This window comes from Thalassospira sp. CH_XMU1458, from assembly GCF_037027205.1.
GTDB classification, from domain to species: domain Bacteria; phylum Pseudomonadota; class Alphaproteobacteria; order Rhodospirillales; family Thalassospiraceae; genus Thalassospira; species Thalassospira tepidiphila.
The window spans coordinates 99,247-123,103 of record NZ_JAYMDW010000001.1 but is presented as its reverse complement, the minus strand read 5'-3'; the positions used below and the strand labels follow the sequence as shown (position 1 = coordinate 123,103).

General features: G+C 56.1%; 21 protein-coding genes. 11 read left to right on the top strand and 10 right to left on the bottom strand.

All coding sequences use genetic code 11. The features are described 5' to 3' along the window. Positions 1–178: 178 nt before the first annotated feature. Together arsC and WBY09_RS00560 are read right to left on the bottom strand one after the other, a co-directional pair. Entirely contained in the window at positions 179–514 is a 336-nt protein-coding gene (arsC, locus tag WBY09_RS00565; RefSeq protein ID WP_008889020.1) for an arsenate reductase (glutaredoxin), read from the bottom strand. Between the two features lie 58 nt (positions 515–572). After that, a complete protein-coding gene (locus WBY09_RS00560) occupies positions 573–1,280 on the bottom strand; it encodes a regulatory protein RecX (RefSeq protein WP_336231770.1) in 708 nt (235 codons plus the stop codon). Positions 1,281–1,374: 94 nt separating this feature from the next. On the opposite strand from WBY09_RS00560, the gene WBY09_RS00555 reads away from it, so the two are divergent. The 6 genes from WBY09_RS00555 to WBY09_RS00530 all read left to right on the top strand — a co-directional run bounded on the left by WBY09_RS00555 (position 1,375) and on the right by WBY09_RS00530 (position 7,694). Continuing rightward, positions 1,375–2,184 (top strand): ABC transporter permease, encoded by an 810-nt coding sequence (locus WBY09_RS00555; protein ID WP_008889022.1) that lies wholly within the window; start codon positions 1,375–1,377, stop codon positions 2,182–2,184. 231 nt (positions 2,185–2,415) lie between these two features. Then, on the top strand, positions 2,416–3,573 hold the full coding sequence (locus WBY09_RS00550; protein WP_197147618.1) for an aspartate aminotransferase family protein: 1,158 nt from the start codon (positions 2,416–2,418) through the stop codon (positions 3,571–3,573). Positions 3,574–3,606: 33 nt separating this feature from the next. Further along, positions 3,607–4,524 carry an ornithine carbamoyltransferase gene (argF, locus tag WBY09_RS00545; protein ID WP_008889025.1) on the top strand — a complete coding sequence of 306 codons (918 nt, stop codon included), beginning with the start codon at positions 3,607–3,609 and terminating at the stop codon, positions 4,522–4,524. Positions 4,525–4,701: 177 nt separating this feature from the next. Beyond that, complete coding sequence (gene hslO, locus WBY09_RS00540) at positions 4,702–5,673, top strand: Hsp33 family molecular chaperone HslO (protein WP_336231769.1); 972 nt, start codon at positions 4,702–4,704, stop codon at positions 5,671–5,673. 136 nt (positions 5,674–5,809) lie between these two features. After that, positions 5,810–6,406 (top strand): hypothetical protein, encoded by a 597-nt coding sequence (locus WBY09_RS00535; RefSeq protein WP_197146463.1) that lies wholly within the window; start codon positions 5,810–5,812, stop codon positions 6,404–6,406. A gap of 139 nt (positions 6,407–6,545) precedes the next feature. Next, the gene (locus WBY09_RS00530) at positions 6,546–7,694 is read left to right on the top strand and encodes a helix-turn-helix domain-containing protein (protein ID WP_336231768.1); all 1,149 of its coding nucleotides are present in this window, start codon (positions 6,546–6,548) and stop codon (positions 7,692–7,694) included. Here the strand turns inward: WBY09_RS00530 and WBY09_RS00525 are convergent. The 5 genes from WBY09_RS00525 to acs form a co-directional block, all read right to left on the bottom strand. Further along, positions 7,654–8,709: an alpha/beta hydrolase family protein gene (locus WBY09_RS00525; protein WP_336231767.1), complete on the bottom strand. Its 1,056-nt coding sequence runs from the start codon at positions 8,707–8,709 to the stop codon at positions 7,654–7,656. The two genes, WBY09_RS00530 and WBY09_RS00525, sit on opposite strands and share 41 nt — an antisense overlap. 154 nt (positions 8,710–8,863) lie before the next feature. Beyond that, the gene (locus tag WBY09_RS00520; RefSeq protein ID WP_336231766.1) at positions 8,864–9,718 is read right to left on the bottom strand and encodes a universal stress protein; all 855 of its coding nucleotides are present in this window, start codon (positions 9,716–9,718) and stop codon (positions 8,864–8,866) included. 25 nt (positions 9,719–9,743) lie between these two features. Continuing rightward, the gene (locus WBY09_RS00515; protein ID WP_336231765.1) at positions 9,744–11,234 is read right to left on the bottom strand and encodes a SulP family inorganic anion transporter; all 1,491 of its coding nucleotides are present in this window, start codon (positions 11,232–11,234) and stop codon (positions 9,744–9,746) included. 335 nt (positions 11,235–11,569) lie between these two features. Then, entirely contained in the window at positions 11,570–12,652 is a 1,083-nt protein-coding gene (locus WBY09_RS00510) for a tartrate dehydrogenase (protein ID WP_336231764.1), read from the bottom strand. Positions 12,653–12,869: 217 nt separating this feature from the next. After that, entirely contained in the window at positions 12,870–14,813 is a 1,944-nt protein-coding gene (acs, locus tag WBY09_RS00505; protein WP_008889038.1) for an acetate--CoA ligase, read from the bottom strand. A 514-nt stretch (positions 14,814–15,327) separates the two neighbouring features. Here acs and rmuC point away from each other — a divergent pair. Next, positions 15,328–16,857 carry a DNA recombination protein RmuC gene (gene rmuC / locus WBY09_RS00500; protein WP_336231763.1) on the top strand — a complete coding sequence of 510 codons (1,530 nt, stop codon included), beginning with the start codon at positions 15,328–15,330 and terminating at the stop codon, positions 16,855–16,857. A gap of 160 nt (positions 16,858–17,017) precedes the next feature. Then, positions 17,018–17,536, top strand: a complete 519-nt coding sequence (def, locus tag WBY09_RS00495) for a peptide deformylase (RefSeq protein ID WP_008889040.1) — start codon at positions 17,018–17,020, stop codon at positions 17,534–17,536. A gap of 61 nt (positions 17,537–17,597) precedes the next feature. Here the strand turns inward: def and WBY09_RS00490 are convergent, their stop codons facing one another. Further along, the gene (locus WBY09_RS00490; protein ID WP_197146469.1) at positions 17,598–18,587 is read right to left on the bottom strand and encodes a methyltransferase type 12; all 990 of its coding nucleotides are present in this window, start codon (positions 18,585–18,587) and stop codon (positions 17,598–17,600) included. 57 nt (positions 18,588–18,644) lie between these two features. Between WBY09_RS00490 and fmt the strand changes: the two genes are divergently transcribed. After that, positions 18,645–19,571 (top strand): methionyl-tRNA formyltransferase, encoded by a 927-nt coding sequence (gene fmt, locus WBY09_RS00485; protein ID WP_286792039.1) that lies wholly within the window; start codon positions 18,645–18,647, stop codon positions 19,569–19,571. Next, a complete protein-coding gene (locus WBY09_RS00480) occupies positions 19,571–20,113 on the top strand; it encodes a GNAT family N-acetyltransferase (protein WP_336231762.1) in 543 nt (180 codons plus the stop codon). The genes fmt and WBY09_RS00480 overlap by 1 nt, the downstream gene beginning before the upstream one ends. A 16-nt stretch (positions 20,114–20,129) precedes the next feature. On the opposite strand, the gene WBY09_RS00475 is transcribed toward WBY09_RS00480, so the two are convergent. Continuing rightward, on the bottom strand, positions 20,130–21,113 hold the full coding sequence (locus tag WBY09_RS00475; protein ID WP_008889044.1) for a LysR family transcriptional regulator: 984 nt from the start codon (positions 21,111–21,113) through the stop codon (positions 20,130–20,132). Positions 21,114–21,251: 138 nt separating this feature from the next. Between WBY09_RS00475 and WBY09_RS00470 the strand changes: the two genes are divergently transcribed. Continuing rightward, complete coding sequence (locus WBY09_RS00470; RefSeq protein WP_008889045.1) at positions 21,252–21,434, top strand: hypothetical protein; 183 nt, start codon at positions 21,252–21,254, stop codon at positions 21,432–21,434. A 1,012-nt stretch (positions 21,435–22,446) separates the two neighbouring features. On the opposite strand, the gene WBY09_RS00465 is transcribed toward WBY09_RS00470, so the two are convergent. Further along, on the bottom strand, positions 22,447–23,730 hold the full coding sequence (locus WBY09_RS00465; RefSeq protein WP_286792035.1) for an MFS transporter: 1,284 nt from the start codon (positions 23,728–23,730) through the stop codon (positions 22,447–22,449). Positions 23,731–23,857 lie beyond the last annotated feature (127 nt).

Sequence of the window (23,857 nt, the reverse complement as noted above, 5' to 3'; positions counted from 1 at the left end):
GACATAATATGTCTGGGGGTGTTCTACTTTTATTAATTACGCAAAACGCCCGTGCCGGGTGGGCACAGGCGTTTGAGATTGTTTGCTTTTTAGCACGGCATGGATGCCCGCCTTCGCGGGCATGACGATAAACCAAATCCCGTCGTTCCCGCGTAGGCGGGAACCTGTTGATGGCGCGTTACAGAATTTCCAATGCGTTTTCCGGCGGACGGCCGAGAACGGCCTTGTCGCCATTGACCACAATCGGGCGTTCAAGGGCGCGTGGATGGGCGCAGAGAGCCTCGATCAACTCATCGCCACGCAGATCGGCGATGCCTTCTTCTTTGGCTTCCTTCTTGCGCAGGATGTCTTCGGGTTTCATGCCGAGCATATCAAGGATGCCAGAGAGTTCCTGCGGGGTTGGCGGGGTGTCGAGATAGGCAATCACGTCGGGTGTGATGCCCTGTTCTTCGATCAGGGCCAGAGTCTGGCGCGATTTCGAGCAGCGCGGATTATGGTAGATGCGGACCATCATGGTTGGGTCTCCGTATCAAAATGGATTTGTTCATTGATAGCGGTCTTTGGGGATGCAATCAAATCCCGTCGATCATCGAGAGCAGGTCTTCGAGCTCGTCTATCTCGCTATTGATGATGCGGGTGGCGGTGTCATAGCCAAAGCCCTGACGGGCGAGGGCGGCCATATCCTTTTCGCGTTTTTCGTCGCGGATGTCGGGGCGGCGCCACGGGCCAAGACGCCGACGACGGGCATAGGCGGCGGCGGCGGCAATGTTGGGATCGGTGCCGCGCACTTCCTCATAGGCAGCGTCATCGGCCTCGGCCCGAAGGTCGGTCAGTGCGGCATCGACCTGATCACTGGCAATGCCGCGCGATGACAGATCAGCAGCAATGACGCGAAGCGCCTTGCCGCGCCTGAGCAGCGATCGCGCCCGGCCCTTGGCATAGGCATCGTCATTGATGAAACCGGCCTTTTCGCAGGCCGAAAGGACGGAGTTCATCCACTCGACGGCTTCGTCCGGGTCGGTTCCATGTTCGGCGACCGAGAGGCGGATTTTACCGCGCATCAATGTTTCAAGCCGGGCGCGCGACGCAGCAAAGCGTTCGAGATACCAGGTGGCATAATTCATCAGATAGTCGCGGGTGACCTTGCGCGGGCGTTTGGGTTCGTGCGAGCGGGTTTTCGAATTTTTGCCGGACTGGTTGGAAAAACGCGCATTGCCGGCGGGCTTTTTTTCGCGCGCAGAGTCGCTGGTTTCCGGGCTTTGGCGATGTTTGTCGTGCATGACTGACACTATGAATGAATTCACACCCTTGCAAGTATGCCCCCACTCTCCCTATTTTACGCGCAATTGTCTGCATTTTTCCGAAGGAAATTCCATGAACGAGTCAGAGCAACGTGCTCTTGCCCCGCGCTATATGGGGGCTGTGAACTGGCTTGGACTTTGGACCCTTTATGCCAAAGAAGTCCGTCGGTTCCTGAATGTGCATTTGCAAACCATCGGTGCGCCGGTTGTCACCAGCCTGCTGTTTCTTGCTGTTTTCCTGCTGGCCCTTGGCCGTGCGGTTGAAATGGTCAATGGCATCCCGTTTGCCACCTTCCTTGCCCCTGGTCTGATCATGATGACCATGGTGCAAAACGCCTTTGCCAATTCCTCAAGCTCGATCACGATTGCCAAGGTACAGGGCAATATCGTCGATGTTTTGATGCCGCCGCTGTCGGCTGGCGAAATGGTTGCCGGTTTTGCCTTTGGCGCGGTGACGCGTGGCATGATCGTTGGTCTGGTCACAGCGATCTTCATGTCGTTCTTTGTCGATGTCGCGATCCATAACATCTGGGCGATCCTGTATTTCGGGATTTCGGCATCCTTGATGCTGTCGCTTCTGGGGATTGCTGGTGGTGTCTGGGCCGAGAAGTTTGACCATATCGCAGTCGTGACCAACTTTGTCGTGACCCCGTTATCGTTCCTGTCGGGCACGTTTTACAGTGCGGAAAGCCTGCCTGAAGCCGGTCAGGTTCTGGTGCATTTCAACCCGTTCTTCTACATGATTGACGGGTTCCGTTATGGCTTTACCGGGATTTCCGATGGCACGATCATGACCGGTGTGGTGGTTCTTGCCCTGGTCAATGCGGCCCTTTGGCTGCTGTGCTATCGCATGATCAAAACCGGCTACAAGCTTAAGGCCTAAGCGCCGATCCGATTGCCAAACCACAAAGGACGGTATTCTGATGCGGATGCCGTCCTTTTTCATTTTGATGACCATTTTTAAATCAGTGTCGTACGTGCTTTTGCGGCGTTGACAGGGTCGGTGAATCTCTTGATACTCCTCGGCTTCCCAGCAGTCCGCTGGAGCTTGACCAATCGGTCAGGAATGTGAATTTTACCCGAATTGAGGAATAAGAAAGTGATTACTCCCGTCATGCCGACCTACGCGCGGGCCGATTTGGCCTTTGAGAAAGGTGAAGGACCTTATCTCTATGCGCAGGACGGCCGACGATTCCTTGATTTCGGGTCGGGGATCGCGGTCAATACGCTTGGTCATTCGCACCCGCATCTGGTGGCGAAACTGACTGAGCAGGTTGGCAAGCTTTGGCATACCTCGAACCTGTATCAGATGCCGGGGCAGGAAAAGCTGGCCAAGCGGCTGATTGAGAACAGCTTTGCTGATACGGTGTTTTTCTGTAATTCGGGTGCCGAGGCCAACGAAGCGGGCATCAAGATGCTGCGTCGGTATCAGTATGTGTCGGGCCATCCGGAAAAGAACCGCATTCTGGTTGCGACCAATGCGTTTCATGGAAGGACCCTTGGCACCCTGACCGCGGGTTATAGCGAGAAATATCGCGAAGGTTTCGGGCCGATGCCCGATGGCTTTGATCGTGTGGCGTTTGGCAACCTGAACGAACTTCGCAATGCGATCACGCCCAATACCGGCGGCATTATCCTTGAGCCGATCCAGGGCGAAGGCGGCATTTGCCGTGCGCCGGAAGGCTATCTTGAGGGTGTGCGCAAGGCGGCCGATGAGTTTGGCATGCTGGTGATGTTTGACGAAGTTCAGACCGGTATTGGCCGAACCGGCAAACTGTTTGCCTATCAATGGTCGGACATGGAGCCTGATATCATTTCCTCGGCCAAGGGACTTGGCGGTGGCTTCCCGATCGGGGCGTTGCTTGCCAATGAAAAGGCAGCCGCTGCCTTTACGCCCGGCATGCATGGCACGACCTTTGGCGGTAACCAGCTTGCAACGGCGGCTGCCAATGCGGTGCTGGATGAGGTTCTGAAACCCGGTTTCATGGACCATGTTCTGGAAATGAGCCGCCTGATTGTTGATGGCCTTGAGGTGATTGCACGCAAGCATCCGGGCTTTATCGAAGAAGTGCGTGGCATGGGCCTGCTGTTGGGGATGAAAACCAAACCGGCCAATGTTGATGTTGTTGCCAAACTGCGCGAGTTCAATCTTTTGACCGTGCCGGCAGGCGACAATGTGGTGCGTATCATTCCGCCGCTTAACATCACCAAAACCCATGTTGACGAAGCGCTGGTTGCCATTGACGCAGCCGCTGCCGCCCTTGGTAAATAATGCGCAAATAAGGGCGCGGAAGGAAATTTGACTATGACTGATATTCGCCATTTTCTCGATCTCGACAAAATGTCGGCAAGCGAGCTTAAGGATATTCTGGCCCTTGGCGACTCCGAGAAGGCCGGGAAGGCCCCGTTCGGGGTAAAACCGCTTGCGGGCAAGACCTTGGCTTTGATTTTTGAAAAGCCATCGACCCGTACGCGCGTGTCGTTCGAAGTTGGCATGCGCCAGCTTGGCGGCGACGTGGTGACGCTTGATGCTGACAGCAGCCAGCTTGGCCGTGGGGAAACCATTGCCGATACCGCGCGCGTTTTGTCGCGCTTTGTTGATGCGATCATGATCCGGACGACCGATGAATCCAAACTGCATGAGTTGGCGCAATATGCCACCGTGCCGGTGATCAACGGGCTTACCGATCAAAGCCACCCGTGCCAGATCATGGCCGATCTGATGACGGTCAAGGAACACAAGGGCAAGCTTGAAGGCCTCAAGTTTGCCTGGGTTGGTGATGGCAATAACGTCTCGGCATCGTTCATTCATGCATCGCCGAAATTCGGCTTTGCACTCGATATGGCATGCCCGGCGGGCTATCGCCCCAATCAGGGTCTGATTGAAACCGCCAATGCCGAAGGCGGCAAAGTGCGTCTGACCGATATGGACAGTGCGTTGGCCGGTGCCGATGTTGTGGTCACCGATTGCTGGGTTTCGATGGGCGATGAAGACTATGACGCCCGGATGGAGGCTCTTTCGCCTTATCAGATCAATGAAACCACCATGGCACAGGCCAAGGATGATGCGATCTTCCTGCATTGTCTGCCAGCCCACCGGAACGAAGAAGTCACCGACGCGGTGATTGACGGGCCACAGTCGGTTGTGTTTGACGAGGCGGAAAACCGCCTGCATGCGCAAAAGGGTGTTTTGCTGTATTGCCTGAATGGTTTGCCGTCGTAAGGCTTGCCATCCGGGTTATGGCCCCTAAATAAGCCATATCGAATTTGAAGGGCGGCATTGGCCGCCCTTTGCTATGCTGTCAGGTGTTTTCGTCCAGGGTCTTTACCTTGGCACCTCGACAATGCGGGGGTGCAGTTGTTATACGCCCCGCAACACGTAAAAACGCGGAAGCTGAAAATGCAGATTGCTGTCGATTTTTGCCAGCCCTTCACGCTGGATCATTCCAACATCCGTGGCCGCTTCACGCGCCTGGGCCCGACGGTGCAGACCATCATCGGGCAGCACACCTATCCTGCGCTTGCCAACCATCTGCTTTCCGAGATCATCGGTCTTGCCGTGCTGTTGTCCTCGTCGCTTAAATATGAAGGCCTGTTTACCCTTCAGACCAGCTCCGACGGGCCGATCAGCATGCTGGTGGTTGATGTCGATAGTGATGGCAATGTGCGCGCCTGCCTTCGGGTCGATGAAGAACGCCTCAACGCCATGATCGCAGCCGAAGAAGGCGGCGAGGATGCATTGCGTGGTCAGGTCCTGAAACTGATGGGCCGGGGCCATATTGCCTTCACGGTCGATCAGGGCGATGAGCACGAACGCTATCAGGGGATTGTATCGCTTGAGGGCGAGACGCTGGCGCAATGTGCAGAGGCCTATTTCCGCCAGTCCGAACAGCTTGAAACATCGTTCAAGCTCGAAGTGCATCGCGGCGAGACCGCGGATGACTGGTGGGTCGGCGGGCTGTTCCTGCAAAAAATGCCGGTCAGCGCATCGGGCGATGCGAGCACCCCGGAAGAGGCCGAAAAGGTATCTGAAGACTGGAACAGATCGACCATCCTGATGGCCAGTGCGACCGAGAACGAGCTGGTTGATATTTCGCTTTCGGCCCATGGCCTGATCTGGCGCCTGTTCCATGACGAGGAACCGCGCGTGTTTGAACAAACACCGCTTCAGTTCAAATGCCGTTGCTCGCGCGAAAAGATCGAAGGCGCGCTTGTGACCTATCCGCTTGATGAGCTTTTGTCGATGCGCGAAGCCGATACCGGCGAGGTTGGTGTTTCCTGCCAGTTCTGTAACACGCGTTATGGCTTTAACGAGGCGGAGCTGCGCCAGCTCAAGGCAGATGATCCCGAAGCGGCATCGCCGAAAATCTAGTAGCGGCTTCAGGGGCTTCGGCGCTTAATTGTTCGTCACAGCCTTGCCTTAATCATCAAGCAACGTCACCATGGAATTTGTACGCCATGGTGGCGTTGTTTTTTATCTGTGTGATTGATCAAAGGAGATCGAAGACATGACGGTTATGTCCATCAAGGGCCTGCGCGCCGTTGTTGCCGGGGCGGCACTTGCGCTGATGGCGGCTTGCACAAGCGGCCCGGTTGCGACCTATCCCGATGTGACATGGCGCCATCTTGATCCGATTGTCTTTGCCGCCGGTCCGATTGAAAAAGTTGCGGCCTGGTCAAATAACGAGGACGGATCGATCCAGTCGTCCCTGCCGTTCAATCTGGGCCGCATGGCGATGAACTGGCCCGATGATCGTATCCAGACGGCTGGCACCAATGACATGCTGCGTTATAGCGTGACCGAGGCCTCGGTGACCTCGAACGCGCTTAAAACCACCAAGGGCATCAAGGGTGTCTTTACCGACGATCAGTCCGACAAGATCGACCTTAAGGTCGCGGCCAAGCTTGAGCTGCTCGACCCCAATGGCATGCAGAAGGGTGAGGTAACGGCGATGGCGGAGCGGTCACGCACACTTTCGGAATCGATGTCGGTCTCCGAACGCGAACAGGCGGTCTATGACGCCACCACGGCCCTTTTGATGGATCTTGATCGCGAAATGGAACGCCAGATCAACAACAATCTGGGCCGTTTCCTGCTGCGGTGATCGACGTCCCGTTTGGGATTTGAACAAAAACCCAAGGCCGCGGTGATCTGTCATCGCGGTCTTTTTTGTTGCGCGTCCCTGCGACACGCGGGACAAACATCAGGTTACGTTTGCCCGTTGCCAGATTGTGCCCAGCCTTATGTTTGAAATCCCGTTGCCCTTTGTTGTTGCCTTGTTGCTGGCGATTTTGCTGGTGCGCCTGACCCTGCGCGGTCCGGCTGGTCCGGTTGGGCGAAGCCTGCGGATATTCGTTGCCGCCAGTCTGGCACTGGTGATCATGGTCGGGCTGCGCTGGCAATTTGATCTGCTGGTTTTCCGTTTTCTGCGCCCGTTGTTTGCCGCCATGCTGCCGCCCATCGCCTGGATGTGCTTTGCTGCACTCGGTTCGAAGGAGCGGTCGCAAACCAGATGGCGTTGGCTGCATGTTATCCCGGTTCTGGCGATTTTCATCGCAAGCCTGACCTGGCGGCAATGGCATATACAGGTTGATTTCCTGATTGCTGTGCAATTCGCCGGATATGGTATTGCACTGATGGTGCTGGCCAGCCGGGGCGAAGACAGTTTTGCGCAGGCACGGCTGGGCGATGTCGGATCGGTTCGGGGCATTGTTGCCGTGGTTGGCGGGGCGCTGATTTTCTCAGGGCTTGTTGACGGGTTGATCGCCCTTGATTTCAGCATCACCCAGGGCACAAACGTCGCGACAATCGTCGGCTCTGCGCAGTTGGTTGTTCTGGTGGTATTGGCGTTGCTGATGGTCCGGTTGGAGCGGCTTAGTCCGCAGACCACGCGTCTGACCGACAGCATGACTGAACCCGCACCTTCGCAGCACAAAGACGACCCGCAAGACAACAACGACATCGCCGAGGATGATGCCATTCTTGCCGCAATCGATGAGGTGATGTGCGCGCAGCATCTGTATCGCGATCCTGATCTGACACTCGATCGATTGGCGCGCCGGGTGGTGATCCCGGCCCGGCAGATTTCCGGGGCGATTAACCGCCGGTTCGGGCGCAATGTGTCACAGGTCGTCAACGAATACCGTGTGGCAGAGGCGCAGATGCTGCTGCGAACGACCGCAAAGCCGGTGACCGAAATCATGTTTGACTGCGGGTTTCAGACCAAATCGAACTTTAACCGCGAATTTGGTCGCGTGACCGGGATGGGTCCGCGGGCCTATCGCGATGCGGACCCAAATCCTGATCAACGAGCACCCCATCAAACGACCTCCGATCAACCGTTCGGTCCAATCAGGAAGCTGTTTTCAGAGAACGCAAAAAGTCGAGAATAAGGGTGATCGTTTGTTGATGCAGGTCTGATCGATCAGTTGCCTCATCGCCATCCAGACAGATAATGCCATCACCCGGGACGTCCTGTTCAAGGAGGATTGCGGCATTCGGTTTGCATTCCGGCAGGAAGCTGAAATGCGCCGCACCGGGCAGATCATGGTAACGGGTTAAATCGGTCGGCAGGTGTTCGATCAGATAACCCGATTCAAGGTCCTTGGGGATTTTCGGATTGGGCGCACCGGCGGCAATGACCAGAACCGGGATGTCGATGGTCGCCAGACTTTCCGGGGTAAAACCACGGGCAAGGCCAAGATCAAGCGAGATGGCGCCACGGATCCGTTCGTCTTCAAGGTCGGCTGCCAGCTTTGCGCGGTCGGCCAGTGTGCGGCCAACCTCAAGTGTTGCGAGGCCATCACAGGCGGCGAATTCGGGATGCGCTTGGCATTCCATATCCATCCGATCCATGTCCATTCGCGCCCCGGCGAGCTCCAGCACCGTCCATCCGCCCAGTGAATGACCAATTACGGTGATGTTGTCCGGATCGATGGAGGACGTCCATGTGGGATTATCGGTCAGCGATGTGATCACGTGGCCGATATCGCGCGGGCGGAGCCATAATGCGGATCCGACTTCGGCGGTGACATCGCGGCTGGTGGTGCCGGGGTGATTGATCGCGGCCACCACATAGCCCGCCCGGGCAAGTTCCGTGGCAAGCCATCCCTGATTGCGCCAGTTGCCACCAAACCCGTGCGACATCACAACCAAGGGATGGCGACCGTCCTGAATTTCGGCATCAGGTTGCACCATCTGACCGAAAAAGACCGGATTTTCGCCGATTGGTACGGCTGGGTTTGTGTCGCTGGTCGGATACCAGATTGCACCAACCAATGCGCGGTTCTTATCGCTTGCGGCGATGGTGGTTTCCGTAAAACCAGCGGCATAGGGCGCGCCATGAGATGGGGTTGCCATGACAAAAGCCGCCAAAGTGGCCAGCGTGGTGAGGGTAAAACGCAACATGCTTGATCCTTCAAACCAAATGAAAGGGTGCGATGAGTTTTACCGGTCGAGGGGATTTTGGCGTCCTTGATCGCGATCAAGGACCTTTCAGGCACAAAAAAAGCCCCGGTCGTTTGGCCGGGGCTTGGTTTTTGGTCGCGGATCAGGATGGGTTTTAGCGGAACATCATCACCGGCACATGGCAGGACCGGACCATTTCGGTGGTGGTGCTGCCGATGATCAGGTTGCGGATACGCGAATGGCCATAGGCGCCCATGACGAGTAGGTCGATATTTTCCGCTTCGATCTTGTCCTTGATCACGTCTTCGGGTTCGCCCGAAGCAAAGCCTGCATCAACATCGTACCCCGCCTTGCGCAGGATGGTTGCCGCGTCATCAAGCTTTTCCTGCAAGGTGTCATTGGGTTTGCCAACCGACAGCAACGTGCAGGGCAGACCGGTAAACAGTTTGCCCGATGCGATATGGCGCACGGCCTTCATCGCACTTTCGCCGCCATCAAAGGCGATCAGGAACTTATTGATCGGCTTGAATGCACGTGATGCGACAAGCACCGGCTTCTTGGCCGAACGCACAACCCGTTCAAGGTTGGAGCCCAGATGCAACTTGGCAAAGTCGGCGGCCTCGCCGCGTTTGCCAACCAGGATCAGATCGGCATCGCCTTCGAATTCGGCAATGGTTTCGATCAGATCGCCATGGCGAAGCTTGGTGGTGACGGTGCCAACACCCTTTTCCTCAAGCCCGGTTTTGGCTTCTTCAAGCAGCAAACGACCGCGCTTGAGTTCGAGCTTGTTTTTCTGCTCGTCGAGATCGGCCAGTTCTTTCAGCAGGGCCGAACGGGCACCGAGTTTGAGATTGCCACTGAGGTCTGCCGGTTCGGAATCGGTATTGCGCCGGCCCAGCACGTGCATCAGTTCGACCGATGCGTCGGTGCGTTCTGCCACCCAGCGGGTCAGGTCGCATACACTTTGCGAATAGCCTGATCCATCGATCAGTGCGATCAGATGTGTCATGGATCGTCTTCCTTTCCCAGTTTCCCTAGTGGCCCATCAGGCGTTCAAGCGCGCCGGGCTTATCGTGGATGGCCAGTTTATCGACGATTGTCTCGCTGGCTTCATTGAGACCGATCAACTCGACCTCGGCCCCTTCACGGCGGAATTTGAGCACGACCATATCAAGGGCTGCAACACTTGAAATGTCCCAGATATGCGCGTGGCTGACATCAATCGTGACCTTGTCGAGCGCTTCGCGGAAATCAAATGCCTTGGTGAAGTCTTCGACCGAGGCAAAGAAGATCTGGCCGCGCACTTCGTAGGTGCGGTGCGTGCTGTCAGCCGAAAGCGTGCTGGTAACACGGAAAATCTGCGCGATCTTCCAGGCAAAGAAGATACCCGAAAGCAACACACCGACCAGAACACCGATTGCAAGGTTGTGCGAGCCCACCACCGTGATCACGGTGGCCAGCATCACGATCGACGAGCTGCGCGGATGGGTTTTGAGGTCCTTGATCGAGGACCAGCTGAATGTCCCGATCGACACCATGATCATGATGGCGACAAGGGCCGCCATCGGAATGATCGCCACCAGATCGCCCAGAACCACAATCAGGATCAGAAGGAAAATCCCGGCAAGGAAGGTCGACAGGCGGCAACGGCCACCCGATTTGACGTTGATCACCGACTGGCCGATCATCGCACAACCGGCCATACCGCCGATAAAGCCGGTAAAGAAGTTGGCGATCCCCTGACCATAGCATTCGCGCGTACGGTTGGATGCGGTGTCGGTCAGATCATCAACGATCTGGGCCGTCATCAGACTTTCCAGAAGACCGACCGCCGCAACCGCCGCCGAATAGGGCAGGATGATCAGGAAGGTATCAAGGTTCAGCGGCACATCCGGGAAATAGATCGCCGGGAAGGCATCAGGAAGCGCGCCCATATCGCCCACGGTGCGCAGATCGGCATCGATAAAGAACGACAAGCCGGTCAGAACGATGATGCAAATCAGCGGCGAGGGGATGACCTTGGTGATGCGCGGGAACAGATAGATGATGGCAAGGCCACCTGCGACCATCACATAGGTCATGGGGCTGACATTGGTCAGTTCCGGCAGCTGTGCCATGAAGATCAGGATGGCAAGCGCGTTGACAAAGCCGGTCATGACCGACTTGGAGACAAAGCGCATCAACGATCCCAGACGAAGCGCACCTGCCAGCATCTGAATGACACCGGCCAGAACGGTCGCGGCCAGCAGATAATCTAGCCCGTGTTCACGGACAAGCGATCCCATCAGAACGGCGGTGGCGGCGGTGGCCGCCGAAATCATGCCCGGACGGCCGCCAAAGATGGCGGTGATCACGGCAATCGAGAAGGAAGCATAAAGCCCGACCTTCGGGTCAACACCGGCAATGATGGAAAAGGCAATCGCCTCAGGGATCAGGGCCAGCGCAACCACAAGGCCCGAAAGCACATCGGCGCGAATGTTGCCAAGCCATTCAGCCCGCAAACGCGGCAGAAAATCGCTATTCACAGAAAATCTCCGTCTCGGTCAAGCCCGACCGCGCAATTGCCAGATCTGGCGATTGAATGTCCCGCGGGCTGGAATGTCATCAGGCGGTCTTCATGATCCGTCAGCCGGAAATTCAGCGACAGGTCTCCCCAAGACCATCCCGTTCGTTGCTGCGTCGCAGCAGGCTGTACCTATACCAATTTAAGATTTTGCACAACCGTGGGACGGGCGACGTGGCGATCTGATGCGCCCACCCGATACAAGCTTGTTGGTGCCCGTTTGCCAAAAGAAAAGCCTGACCCCGGCGAAGCAGGGATCAGGCAACGTTTGAAATTTATCTGAACAGGCTCTGGCAATCAGGCGTTATCAAGAAGCGCCTTGGCGATTGCCTCGCCACAAGTGACGGTATTGGCCTTGCCGCCAAGGTCGGCGGTACGGAGGTTTTCATCGAGCAGGACGGCCTCAATCGCGCGCATGATGGCGTCATGGGCATCGGTATGGCCGAGGTGATCAAGCATCATTGCCCCTGACCAGATCTGCCCGATCGGGTTGGCGATGCCCTTGCCGGCAATATCGGGGGCGGAACCGTGGACCGGTTCGAACAGGGAGGGGAATTTGCGTTCCGGGTTGATGTTGCCCGATGGCGCGATGCCGATTGTCCCAGTACAGGCCGGGCCAAGGTCAGACAGGATATCGCCAAACAGATTGGATGCCACGACCACGTCAAAGCGGTCGGGGTTCATCACGAACTGGGCGGTCAGAATATCGATATGGTATTTGTCCCAGGTGACGTCGGGATAGTTTTTCGCCATTTCGATCACGCGTTCATCCCAATAGGGCATGGTGATTGAAATGCCGTTTGATTTGGTGGCCGAGGTTACGTGTTTGCGCGGGCGTTTCTGGGCCAGTTCGAACGCGTATTTCAGGATGCGATCAATGCCGGTGCGCGACATGACGGTTTCCTGAATGACGATTTCACGGTCCGTGCCGGGATACATCTTGCCCCCGACCGAGGAATATTCGCCTTCGGTGTTCTCGCGCACGACATAGAAATCAATATCACCCGGTTTGCGACCGGCGAGCGGCGATGGCACACCGGGCATCAGCTTGGCCGGACGCAAATTGACATACTGGTCAAAGTCGCGGCGGAACATGATCAGCGAGCCCCACAGCGAAATATGGTCCGGCACCGTTTCAGGCCAGCCGACCGCGCCAAAGAAGATCGCATCATGCGGTTCGATCTGTGCGCGCCAGTCATCGGGCATCATTTGGCCGTGCTTTTGATAGTAGTCGCACGAGCCGAATTCGAATTCATTAAACACCAGATCGAGGTCGAACACTTCGGCGGCGGCCTTAAGCACGCGGATGCCTTCGGGCATGACTTCGGTTCCGATGCCGTCGCCGGCGATCACTGCGATTTTATGGGTGGGGCGTGTCACGGTGCTGTTCTCCGCTGATGTGAGTTTTTTGGTGGCTTTTCAGTTTGGGGATTATTGCGTTGATAGGACGTTTCGTCGAGCCCCGGAAGCGATCCGGATTACAGTTCTGATTAAGGCCCGGATACAAGAAAGGCCCCTACCATTGGCAGGGGCCTTTCCGTGTAAGGGTATCTGGAGACTTATCGTCGCCAGAGTTTTGGCCTTAACGATTCAGGCCTTAGCGATTTTGGCGGTTATCGATCAGGTCATCGACAACACCCGGATCGGCAAGGGTCGACGTATCGCCAAGCTGATCATATTCGTTGGCGGCAATCTTGCGCAGGATACGGCGCATGATTTTGCCCGAACGGGTTTTCGGCAGACCCGGCGACCACTGGATGAAGTCCGGGCTTGCGATCGGGCCGATTTCCTTGCGGACCCATTTGACCAGTTCGGCGCGCAGCTCGTCGGTTGGTTCCTCGCCGGCATTGAGCGTGACATAGGCATAAATGCCCTGACCCTTGATGTCGTGCGGCACGCCGACCACGGCGGCCTCGGCCACCTTGGAATGCGCAACCAGCGCGCTTTCAACTTCGGCGGTGCCCATACGGTGACCCGATACGTTGATCACGTCATCAACACGGCCAGTGATCCAGTAATAGCCATCGTCATCACGACGCGCACCATCACCGGTGGTGTAGACGTTTTTGAACGTGCTGAAATAGGTCTGGATGAAGCGTTCATGGTCGCCATAGACCGTACGCATCTGACCCGGCCAGCTGTCCTTGATGACAAGGTTGCCATCGGTTGCGCCAGTCAGTTCCTTGCCTTCGTTATCAAGCAAGGCCGGCTGAACACCAAAGAACGGCAGCGTTGCCGAACCCGGTTTCAGGTCGGTGGCACCCGGCAGCGGCGTAATCAGGATACCGCCGGTTTCGGTCTGCCACCAGGTATCGACAATCGGGCAATTCTTTTTGCCGACATGCTCGTAATACCATTCCCAGGCTTCCGGGTTGATCGGCTCGCCCACCGAACCAAGGATGCGCAGGCTGGACAGATCAGCCTTGTTCACAAAGCTTTCGCCTTCGCGCATCAGGGCACGGATCGCGGTCGGTGCGGTGTAGAAGATGTTGACCTTGTGCTTTTCGCAAACCTGCCAGAAGCGCGATGCGTCCGGATAGCTCGGCACACCTTCAAACATCAGGGTCGTGGCACCATTGGCCAGCGGACCATAAACGATATAGCTGTGACCGGTGACCCAGCCGACGTCGGCCGTACACCAGTAAATATCGCCTTCGTGATAGTCGAAGACATATTCATGGGTCATGGATGCGTAGACGAGGTAACCGCCCGAGGTGTGCAGAACACCCTTCGGCTTGCCGGTCGAGCCCGAGGTATAAAGGACAAACAGCGGGTCTTCGGCATTGACTTCGGTCGGCGGGCAGTCTGTGGAGGCTGCTTCGCAAACTTCGTGATACCAGACGTCGCGCGCATCGTTCCAGGCAACGTCCTTGCCGGTATGCTTGACGACGACCATTTTCTCGACCGATTTGACACCCGGATGCGACAGGGCCTCATCCGCATTGCGTTTCAGCGGCACCGAGCGGCCACCACGCAAACCTTCGTCAGACGTGATAACAACTTTCGCACCGCAATCTTCAACACGGCCAGCAAGGGCTTCGGGCGAGAAACCGCCAAAGACGATGGAATGGATCGCGCCGATACGCGCACATGCTAGCATGGCAACCGCGGCCTCGGGGATCATCGGCAGATAGATGACAACGCGATCACCCTTGGCAACGCCCATCGATTTCAGCGCGTTGGCGAAACGACAGGTGCGCTCATAAAGATCGCGATAGGTGATGTGTTCGGAGACGTTGGGATCATCGCCCTCGAAAATGATGGCGGTCTGATCGCCGCGCTTTTCAAGGTGACGGTCAAGGCAGTTGGCCGCGACGTTGAGCGTCCCGTCCTCATACCATTTGATATAGAGGTCTTTGGCGTCGTAGCTGACGTTTTTGACGGTCTTATAGGGTTTGATCCAGTCAATGCGTTTGCCGTGTTCGCCCCAGAAGCCTTCCGGGTCTTCGACCGACTGCTTGTACATGGCGTCGTATTTTGCCTTGTCGATCAAAGCGCCCTTCGCGATGTCGTCAGGTACGGGATAAACGTTCGCAGACATATGTGGCCTCTTGTTCGTTTCCTGTGGTCTCTAGGTCGGCACCGGGGTGCTTTCGATGACTTTTCCAACGGGCTCGAAAAAGGCATCCGTCCGATGCAGTAATTTCGGTGCGGTTCAGAACCTGCTTTGCCATGCTGCCCGGTCCGGTGTGTGATCGGTCCCGTTCAAAGGGGGCGGGCACGGCAAAGTTACTTCTGTCGCTTGCGCCCTATGCTAGTGCGCAGAGAGTATTGAGGGAATACAACTTAAGACGGGGGCGGGCCTGGCCGGGTGCGCGTTGGTTCGCGCGCGTTTGCCGCAACAGCTGGCTTGGTCGTCATCTTTGGCCGCCTTGGGTGCCGATCCTTGGTTCTGTTCCCTTATCCAATTGAAATATATCCGAAATTCTTAGGCTCGCCAGTGAAGCCGATTACATTTTTTCCATGCGTGGATGTGGGGCCAGCTTGGTTCGGTTCTGGATTTGACGGAACAAAACAGATACAAAGAAGCCAGTACGTAATCAAATGGTGGGATAATGGATCCGATTTCTTTGGCAGCAGGGGCGCTTGGCGCATCTGTTCTGGCACTTGTCTTTAGCATCATGATGGTCAAGCGCATCAAGGATGCCGCAGAGGCCGAGACGGAGTCGCGCACAGCCCTTCTGGCGTCCCAGCTTGAACATGCGGACAATACCCGGCGTGATCTTGCGACCGAGGTTGCCCAGATGCGTGAAAAGCTTTCCGAGGCATCGGAAAAGCGCGCCATTGCCGAAACCACGGCCAACCGGGTGCCGGTGCTTGAAGCCGAGATGAAGGAGCTTCGCACCGCCCTTGATCACTGGCGCGAAAAGGGATCCGAGCTTGAGACCGCGTTAGAGAAAGAGCGCGAGGCGGCCAAGGAAAAGCTCGAGATGCTCGAAGATGCCAAGACCAAGCTGCTTGATAGCTTCAAGGCGCTGTCGTCTGATGCGCTTAAGGTCAATAACGACGAGTTCATGAAGCTGGCGCGTGAGAATTTCTCCCGCCTGCAGGAAGGGGCCAAGGGCGATCTTGAAAAACGCCAGCAAGCCATTGACGGGATCGTAAAGCCCATCCGGGAACGGCTTGAGGCCTTTGATACAAAGGTTAATGAACTTGAAAAAAACCGCAAGGAAGCCTATGGCGAGCTGCGTGAACAGGTCGGGACCCTGGTGCAATCGCAACACAAATTGTCCAAGGAAACCCAGACGCTGAGCTCTGCCCTGCGGTCAAGTTCATCGGTGTCGGGCAAGTGGGGCGAATTGCAGCTTAAGCGGATTGTCGAACTGGCCGGGATGCTCAAGCATTGCGACTTTGACGAGCAGGTGCATTTCAATACCGACGAAGGTGTTCAGAAGCCCGACATGGTCATTCACCTGCCGGGCGGCAAGAACATTGTGGTCGATGCCAAGGCCCCGACATCGGCCTATCTTGAGGCGATTGACGAGAAATATGACGATGATCGTCGCGAAGCCTTGATGGCGACCTATGTCACCAATGTGCGCAAGGTGATCACGGATCTTTCGAAAAAATCGTATTGGAAGTCGGTCGACAGTCCGGAATTTGTTGTGCTGTTCCTGCCCGGTGAAAGCTTCTTCTCGGCCGCCCTTGAACGTGACCCGCGTTTGATTGAGGACAGCTTCCGCGACGGGGTCATTCTGGCAACGCCGACGACCTTGCTGGGCCTGCTTAAGGCCGTGTCATATGGCTGGCGACAGGAAGCGCTGGCCGAAAGCGCGCGCGACATCAGTGAAATCGGCTTGCAGCTTTATGACCGTCTGGGCGCGCTTGCCAAGCATTTCTCATCGATGGGAAAATCGCTTGAAAGTACGGTGAAGCATTACAACAAGACGCTGGGGTCACTCGAAGGATCGGTTCTGGTGTCGGCCCGCAAGCTCAAGGAAAAGCATATTGTCTCTGATGACCGCATGATCGAGGAACCGTCCCCGTCGGAAACCCATGTGCGCGAAATCACCAAGACGGAATTGCTGGCCGGGCCAGAGGATGCGACGCCAGACGCGGATGTGAAGCCAGACGCTAGGGATTGAACCAAACCGCTCTTGGCCGAGATCCCTTGTGCGCAACATGGCAGCCATCGCGGCTAAATCGGGCTGTTTGCTTGACTTGGGCGTGGGGAAACCTTATCTCGAAGCGCGAAATTCGCTATAATTATATATTGCATCAAGTTCGAAACCGGATCAGAGACCCATGGCCCTGCGTGAAATTCTTATCGTTCCAGACCCGCGCCTGAAAAAGGAATGCGAACCGGTCGAGGAAGTGAATGATGAGATCAAGACCCTTCTTAATGACATGCTTGAAACCATGTATGCGGCACCGGGCATTGGCCTTGCTGCGCCGCAGATCGGGGTGATGAAGCGCGTGGTGGTCATGGATGTGTCCGATGACAAGGACAAGCCGGAACCGCTCAAACTGATCAATCCGGAGATCATCTGGGAGTCTGAGGAAACCTCGATCTATCAGGAAGGGTGCCTGTCGATCCCGGAACAATACGCCGATGTCGAACGCCCGGCCGAAGTTGGCATGCGCTATATGGATGAAAACGGCGAAACGCACGAGATCGAGGCGGACGGGTTGCTTGCGACCTGCATCCAGCACGAGATCGATCATCTGGATGGCGTTCTGTTCACCGATTATCTCAGCGCGCTCAAGCGCAACATGATCCTGAAAAAAGTCCAGAAGCTGCAGAAAACCAAAAAGTCTGCCTGAGACGTCTGATCAGAAACGCATGCGAAGGGCCGGTTTTCCGGCCCTTTTGTTTTGCGTAGGTTCAGAGTTTGCGGGGTTTGATGTCTTTTGGGTCAAGCCCGACGATCCAGCCCTCCCGGTTCAGAACACTTGGCGTGCGGGGCAGATGTTCCGGGCGGCGGCCTTCGGCAATTTCGATCAAGCCCATTACGCCGATCAGCGCGTCAAAGGCATCGTCCTTGCCGTGGTCCGGCCCAAAGCCATCCTTGATGTCGTCCCAGACCGCAGGACTGATTTCAATGCCCTTGGTGCGGGCGGCATCGCGCAGTTTTTGCAAGAATTCCTTACGGCTTTCCTGATTTGATTTAGTCAACTCACTTGTATAGTCAAGCCAGCCATAAATTTCACCGGGATAGGTTTCAATCAGGGTGACGTCGGGGGATTTGCTGCAGGCTTCAAGATCGCCCGAAAACGGCCAGATGTTAAATCCATCGGCATATCCCGGCATGATCAGGTGTTTGAGGCCATGCAGCATGCCCTTGCCGACCTGATTGGCACCAAGCGTCCAAAAGGGCGGGCAGGCGGCATTGCGTTGGGTGGTTGGAAATTCGCAGGCGCGATGCAGGGCATCGAAATCGGTCAGGCCCAGTGCCTTGATCAGGTGGTCCCGTTTTACGCTGCCCTTGATGCCGGAGCTTTTCGGATAGAATGGCCGGGTGTGCCGGATTTGATCCGGCGATTGGCAGACATCAAAGAATTCCTGCCATTCATCACTTTCAAGCAATCCCAGCAAGGACTTGAAGTCTTTGACATTCGCGCCATCATACCACGTATCCAGAAATCCGATTGGCATATCAAGGCCAAGCCAGAGCACATCGTCCTTGCCATGGCTGGCAAGCGACTGGCGGAACTGATGGAGCATTCCGACCGGCTCAATGGCGTGGATTTGCCAACCAACTTCCGTGCGGGTGGCTTTGGCGACCCAGCGGCCCTTGGCCGACAGGCTCCAGTCCGCATGCCAGATGTGGCTGACCGGGTATTTCGGCGATTGAGGTAAGGCTTGGCTTGTCATTTCGGCAGGATAACGCCAAATTGCCGCCAGAAGAGTCAAAAGATGAATGGGATTGATATGACCAAGCTGCGCATTGCCTTTATGGGAACCCCGGACTTTGCCCTTGTGGCGCTGAAGGATCTGGTGGCGGCGGGTCATGACGTGGTTTGCGTCTATTCACAGCCGCCGCGCCCGGCAGGCCGCGGGCACAAGGAAACGCCAAGTCCGGTACATGCCTGGGCGGCCGAGCAGGGGATTGAGGTCCGTCATCCGGTGTCGCTGAAATCGGCCGAGGAACAGAAGGCCTTTGCCGATCTTGATCTCGATGTTGCGGTGGTCGCGGCCTATGGCCTGATCCTGCCGAAAGCCATTCTCGATGCGCCGAAATTTGGGTGTCTCAATATTCACGCGTCGCTTCTGCCGCGCTGGCGCGGGGCGGCGCCGATTCAGCGCGCCATTCTGGCCGGGGATGCGGCGACCGGGGTCACCATCATGCAGATGGATGTCGGGCTTGATACCGGTGATATGTTGTTGATTGGTGAATTGCCAATCACGCCAGAGACCTATGCCAATGCCCTGCATGATGATCTGGCGAAACTTGGCGGCAAGATGATTGTCGAGGCGCTTGAAAAGCTGCCCAAGGGGGAGCTTGTTGCGAACAAGCAGCCCGAAGAGGGCGTGACCTACGCGGCCAAGCTTGAACGTGCCGAGGCCAAGCTTGAATTTGCCGATGATGCCGCCGCCCTTGAGCGCAAAATTCGTGCCTTTACCCCGTGGCCGGGGGCCTATTTCGAGCTCGGTAACGAACGCATCAAGGTGCAGGCGGCCGAGGTGATTGATCAATCCGGCCCGGTCGGTGAGATCCTTGATGACAAGCTGACGATTGGCTGTGGCACCGGCGCGCTGCGTCCGACCTGCATTCAGCGCCCGGGCAAATCGGTGATGGATACTGATGCGGTGCTGCGCGGTTATGACAAGCTTGCCAAGGGTGTAAAGCTCGGCTGATGGCAAATATCACTGCACATACCGGTGGTGATGTGACGATCCGGCCGGCCTTTAACCGCGATGGAGATGGCATTGCCGATCTGATCGCGCTGGTGTTTGCCGATTATCCCGGCTGCGTGTTTGATCGCGCCGCCGAATTCCCCGAACTTGATGCGATTGCCGATGACTTCAAGGCCGATGACGGTCGGATCTGGGTTGCGGTTGATGATCAGGGCCGGGTTCTGGGCTGTTTCGGGGTTAAGTATGATGTGACCAGCCGCGAAGGCGAGCTTCACAAGGTCTATCTGCATCCGGCTGTGCGCGGGCGTGGCGTGGCGCAAAAACTGATGGCCAAGGCGTTGGTCTGGCTGGGCCAGACGCATCCTGAATGCGAAGTGGTGATGCTGTGGACCGATACGCGGTTTGAGGCCGGGCATCGGTTTTATGAAAAATGCGGCTTTGCGCGCACAGGCGAAAGCCGCATTCTGGATGATCTTTCCAATTCGTCGGAATGGCAGTTCCGGTTTGACTTTGCGGCCTATCAGAAAGCCCTGGCGTTCTAGGCCGGGTGCCTATCGGCTATTTGCCAACATCGCGGGCGGTTTTGCTGGTGTCGGTGGTGCCGTCACTGTTGCGGCGCACCGCACGCGCATCGCGGAAGCCAAGCTCCCACGGCGGGACCGGGGTGAATTTTTCGGCCAGAAAGTCAACAAAGGCACGCACCTTGGGCGAGAGGTGGCGTTTGTGCGGATACACCGCCGAAATCCACGCCTGATCATGGACATATTCGGTCAGAACCGGGGTCAAGCGACCGGTGCGGATATCTTCGTGCACCAGATATTCGGCCAAGCGCGCCATGCCCAGCCCGGCCAGAACAGCCTCGTGGAGCACGTCACCATCATTGGCCGAGAACGAGCCCTGTGCGCGGAACGCGACGTGACCATCGGGTGTTTCAAAGTGCCAGTCGTTAAAGCTTTCGCGTGACGACAGATGCAGACAGTTATGGTTTTCAAGGTCTTGCGGCTTGCGCGGGATGCCGTTCTTTTCAAGATATTCCGGCGATGCGACGATCATACGCCGGTTGACCGCATATTTACGTGCAATCAGCGACGAGTCTTCGAGTGCCGAGAGACGAATGGCAAGGTCATAGCCATCGTTGACCAGATCGGTGAATTTGTCATCAAGGGTTAGCTCAATCCGCACATCGGGATAGCGCGCAAGGAATTCCGGGATCAGCGGCACGACCTGCATCTTGGTAAAGGCGACCGATGCGTTGATGCGCAGGGTACCGCGCGGGGCGGCATAAAGCTGGGTAACGACTTCTTCGGCTTCCTCGATCTCGTTTAAGATCGTGCGGGCGCGCTCATAAAAGGCGCGGCCTTCCTCTGTCAGGCTGAGCTGACGGGTGGTGCGCATCAAAAGACGGGCACCCAGACGATCTTCAAGGCGTGAGATGTATTTCGAAACAGCTGACGGTGACAGACGCATTGTCCGGGCAGCGGCCGAGAAACTGCCTTCCTCGACTGCATGGACAAAGATTTCCATTTCCGCGGCGCGATCCATATTCAGCTTTCCTATTTATGACGGACATTCACAAGTAATGTGCATATTGAGGTAATTCTCTTTCCCCGTAAAGGAAATTAGATTGAGTTCATCGAGAGCGACACGGCGTCGCAACGAACGAAATTTTAGGAGGTCACCATGGCCACTTACGAAGAAATCACCACCCGTTACATCTCCACCACCGAAATCGAGGCAGGTGTACGTAAAGGTCAGCAGCTCCGCGCTGAATTCGTAGGCTCCTTCTTCCGTAACCTGTTCAAAGGTTCCGAGAAATCAGCCGACGTAAACCATCCGGCCGGCACCGTTGGCGGTGCTGCCTAACTGACGAACTAACTGCATGCGGTCGAGCGCCGATTGATTTCCTCCCCAAGAGGTGCTCCCGCAGGCAGTGACTATGACGACGGTTTCTATCTAGCGTCTTCCTCCCTATTTGACGCTGTTTTCCCGACTGGCCCGGTCACTTTTGTGATCCGGGCCATTTTTTTTGCCTAGATGACCTCCAGTTCAGATGTTCACATTTTGAAGCCGAAGCAGTAAGCGATTAGTATCTAGAGAAAACTCCAGATAACTCTCCGCATCGGGCTACATAGAATCTTCTCAGTAAGACCATTGAAAGAAATGGCGGAAATGCGACTTTAGCTTTGGGTGAACACGATGAGATTAATGGTTAGGAGTTCAGTTAGGTTTTTGAATAGACGGTTATGGAGCGTCGTTATTTTGGGCGGCGTTTCGTTGGTCGTTTTTGTTTACCCGAGGTTCTCTCTCGTCGATTTGAATATGAATTTGTTCACTTGGAATCTAACCAGTTCCACAGACCCATACCTCGAAAAACGTTGGGTTAGGGAAGTAGCGGGAGAGATCGTAAGACACACCGAATATGTGTTGTCGAAGGTGTCTTATCCAGATGACGATGCAATGATGATCTGTCGTGAAGGCGGTAACATAACCCTCCCAACGATAGTTAAACAACATCACGTAACGGGGGACCAGGACCGTTTTGTAAGTTACACTACTACGACGCCTTACCGCGGCTTAATGCTCATAAACATCATAAACGAGCAGAAGCACGTCCAGTCTGTCTGGAATATGCCAACGGATCTTCGAGAAAAGGTCTGGCAACTGATTGATTCAGAGATAGAGGCTAGTAGTTCCGTATTTCACCTTCAATTAGGCCTGCCTTGTAACCGCCTGCTAAATGGACATGTTTCTGAGCAAGAGGCGAATTTCAAGCGATGGACAAATCTCAATAAAGTTCGTCGTGTCTTGTTGGATATGAAAACTCGATTCTGAGGTCAGAGAGTAGACTCACAGCCAGAAAGTCGATTGAAAAAAGTTAATCTATGAGTTTCGGAGAAACTCCCGGCGGCACATAAAAGCCCGGCCGTTCGGAAAACCATGATGCGACACTGACGAGGCCGGATGCGATCAAGGTTATGATCAGCATGGAGGCAATCGACATGTCGGCGGCAAACATCCAGCCATAAATCGCCGGGCCGATGGCCGATGCCAGTACCATGACCGCGGTCAGCGTACTGCGCACAGCCCCGATTTCATCAAGCGGCACGAGTTCCGGGATGATGGCGGCGCGCAGTGTCGTGGCAAACCCCACCGTAATGCCGACCAGCCCCATATAAATCAGGATCACCCACGGCGTGGTTGTGAGCGCCAGAATGGCAATGCCAACCATCATCGGGATCAGGTGCCAGGGAAACAGGCGGCGCGCCGAATGTTTGTCAATCAGCGGGCCACTGCCAAACGCGCCCAGCACCGATGTAATGGCAAAGACCGTGAACCCGGCAGCAAACCAGCCAAGCTCGATCCCCTTGCTGTTCGAAATCGCCCCCTGATGGAAAAAGAGCGCGGTCATGATCAAGGGCGGTGCTGCCAGCATCGGCATGCAGAACCAGACATAAAGCGATTTGAACAGACGCGGGTGATCACTTTGGCTGGTGTCTGTCGGGGACTCGGCGTGATCCGCACTGTTCGGATTCGCGGCGGTGGCCGACTCGGTCGATTTTGCAGGCGCCTTGCGGAATTTCGCATCGCTTCGAATAAGCCAGATCGCAACCGGCAGCAGGACCAGCAGAATAAACGCCGCCGATCCGGCATAGGTATATCGCCAGCCAAAGGCGGCAATCAGGGCCAGCAAGGTCGCGGGCATGATCGCCTCTGCCAGGGGAAAGCCGAAACTGGCAATCGCCAGCGCCCGTCCGCGACTGCGCGAAAAATAGCGCGCGATGCCGGTCATGCTGACATGGCTCATCAATCCCTGACCGGCCAGACGCAGCACAAACAGGGCGGCAATCAGCATCCAGACATTGCCAGCGAGTGCAATCATCACACAGCCAAGGGCAAGCAGCGCCATGGTGGCGAGGCTGTAGGACAGGATATCGACCTTGTCGATCCAGCGGCCAACAACAGGCAGGCACAGTGCGCTGGCAATGGTGATCCCGGCATAGATATTGGCAAATTCGGTTTCATTGAGTGCCAAGCTTGCCGAGATGAAGGGCACAAACAGTGCGACCAGAAACGTCTGCCCGAATGAAGAGCCAAAACTGTGCAACGCGCCAAAGGCAAGTTGGCGGGGCGCTTGGCGAAGCAAGATCAAAAACTGCATGCGGATTCCGGCGAGGTAAGAGTGGGGCGCAAAATTAAATAGTATGAGGAATGTATCTGGCGTGTGAACAGCTGTCTACCTGCCCGCATGGGTGGGATGGGATCAGGTCGCCCGGGGATGCGGCAAA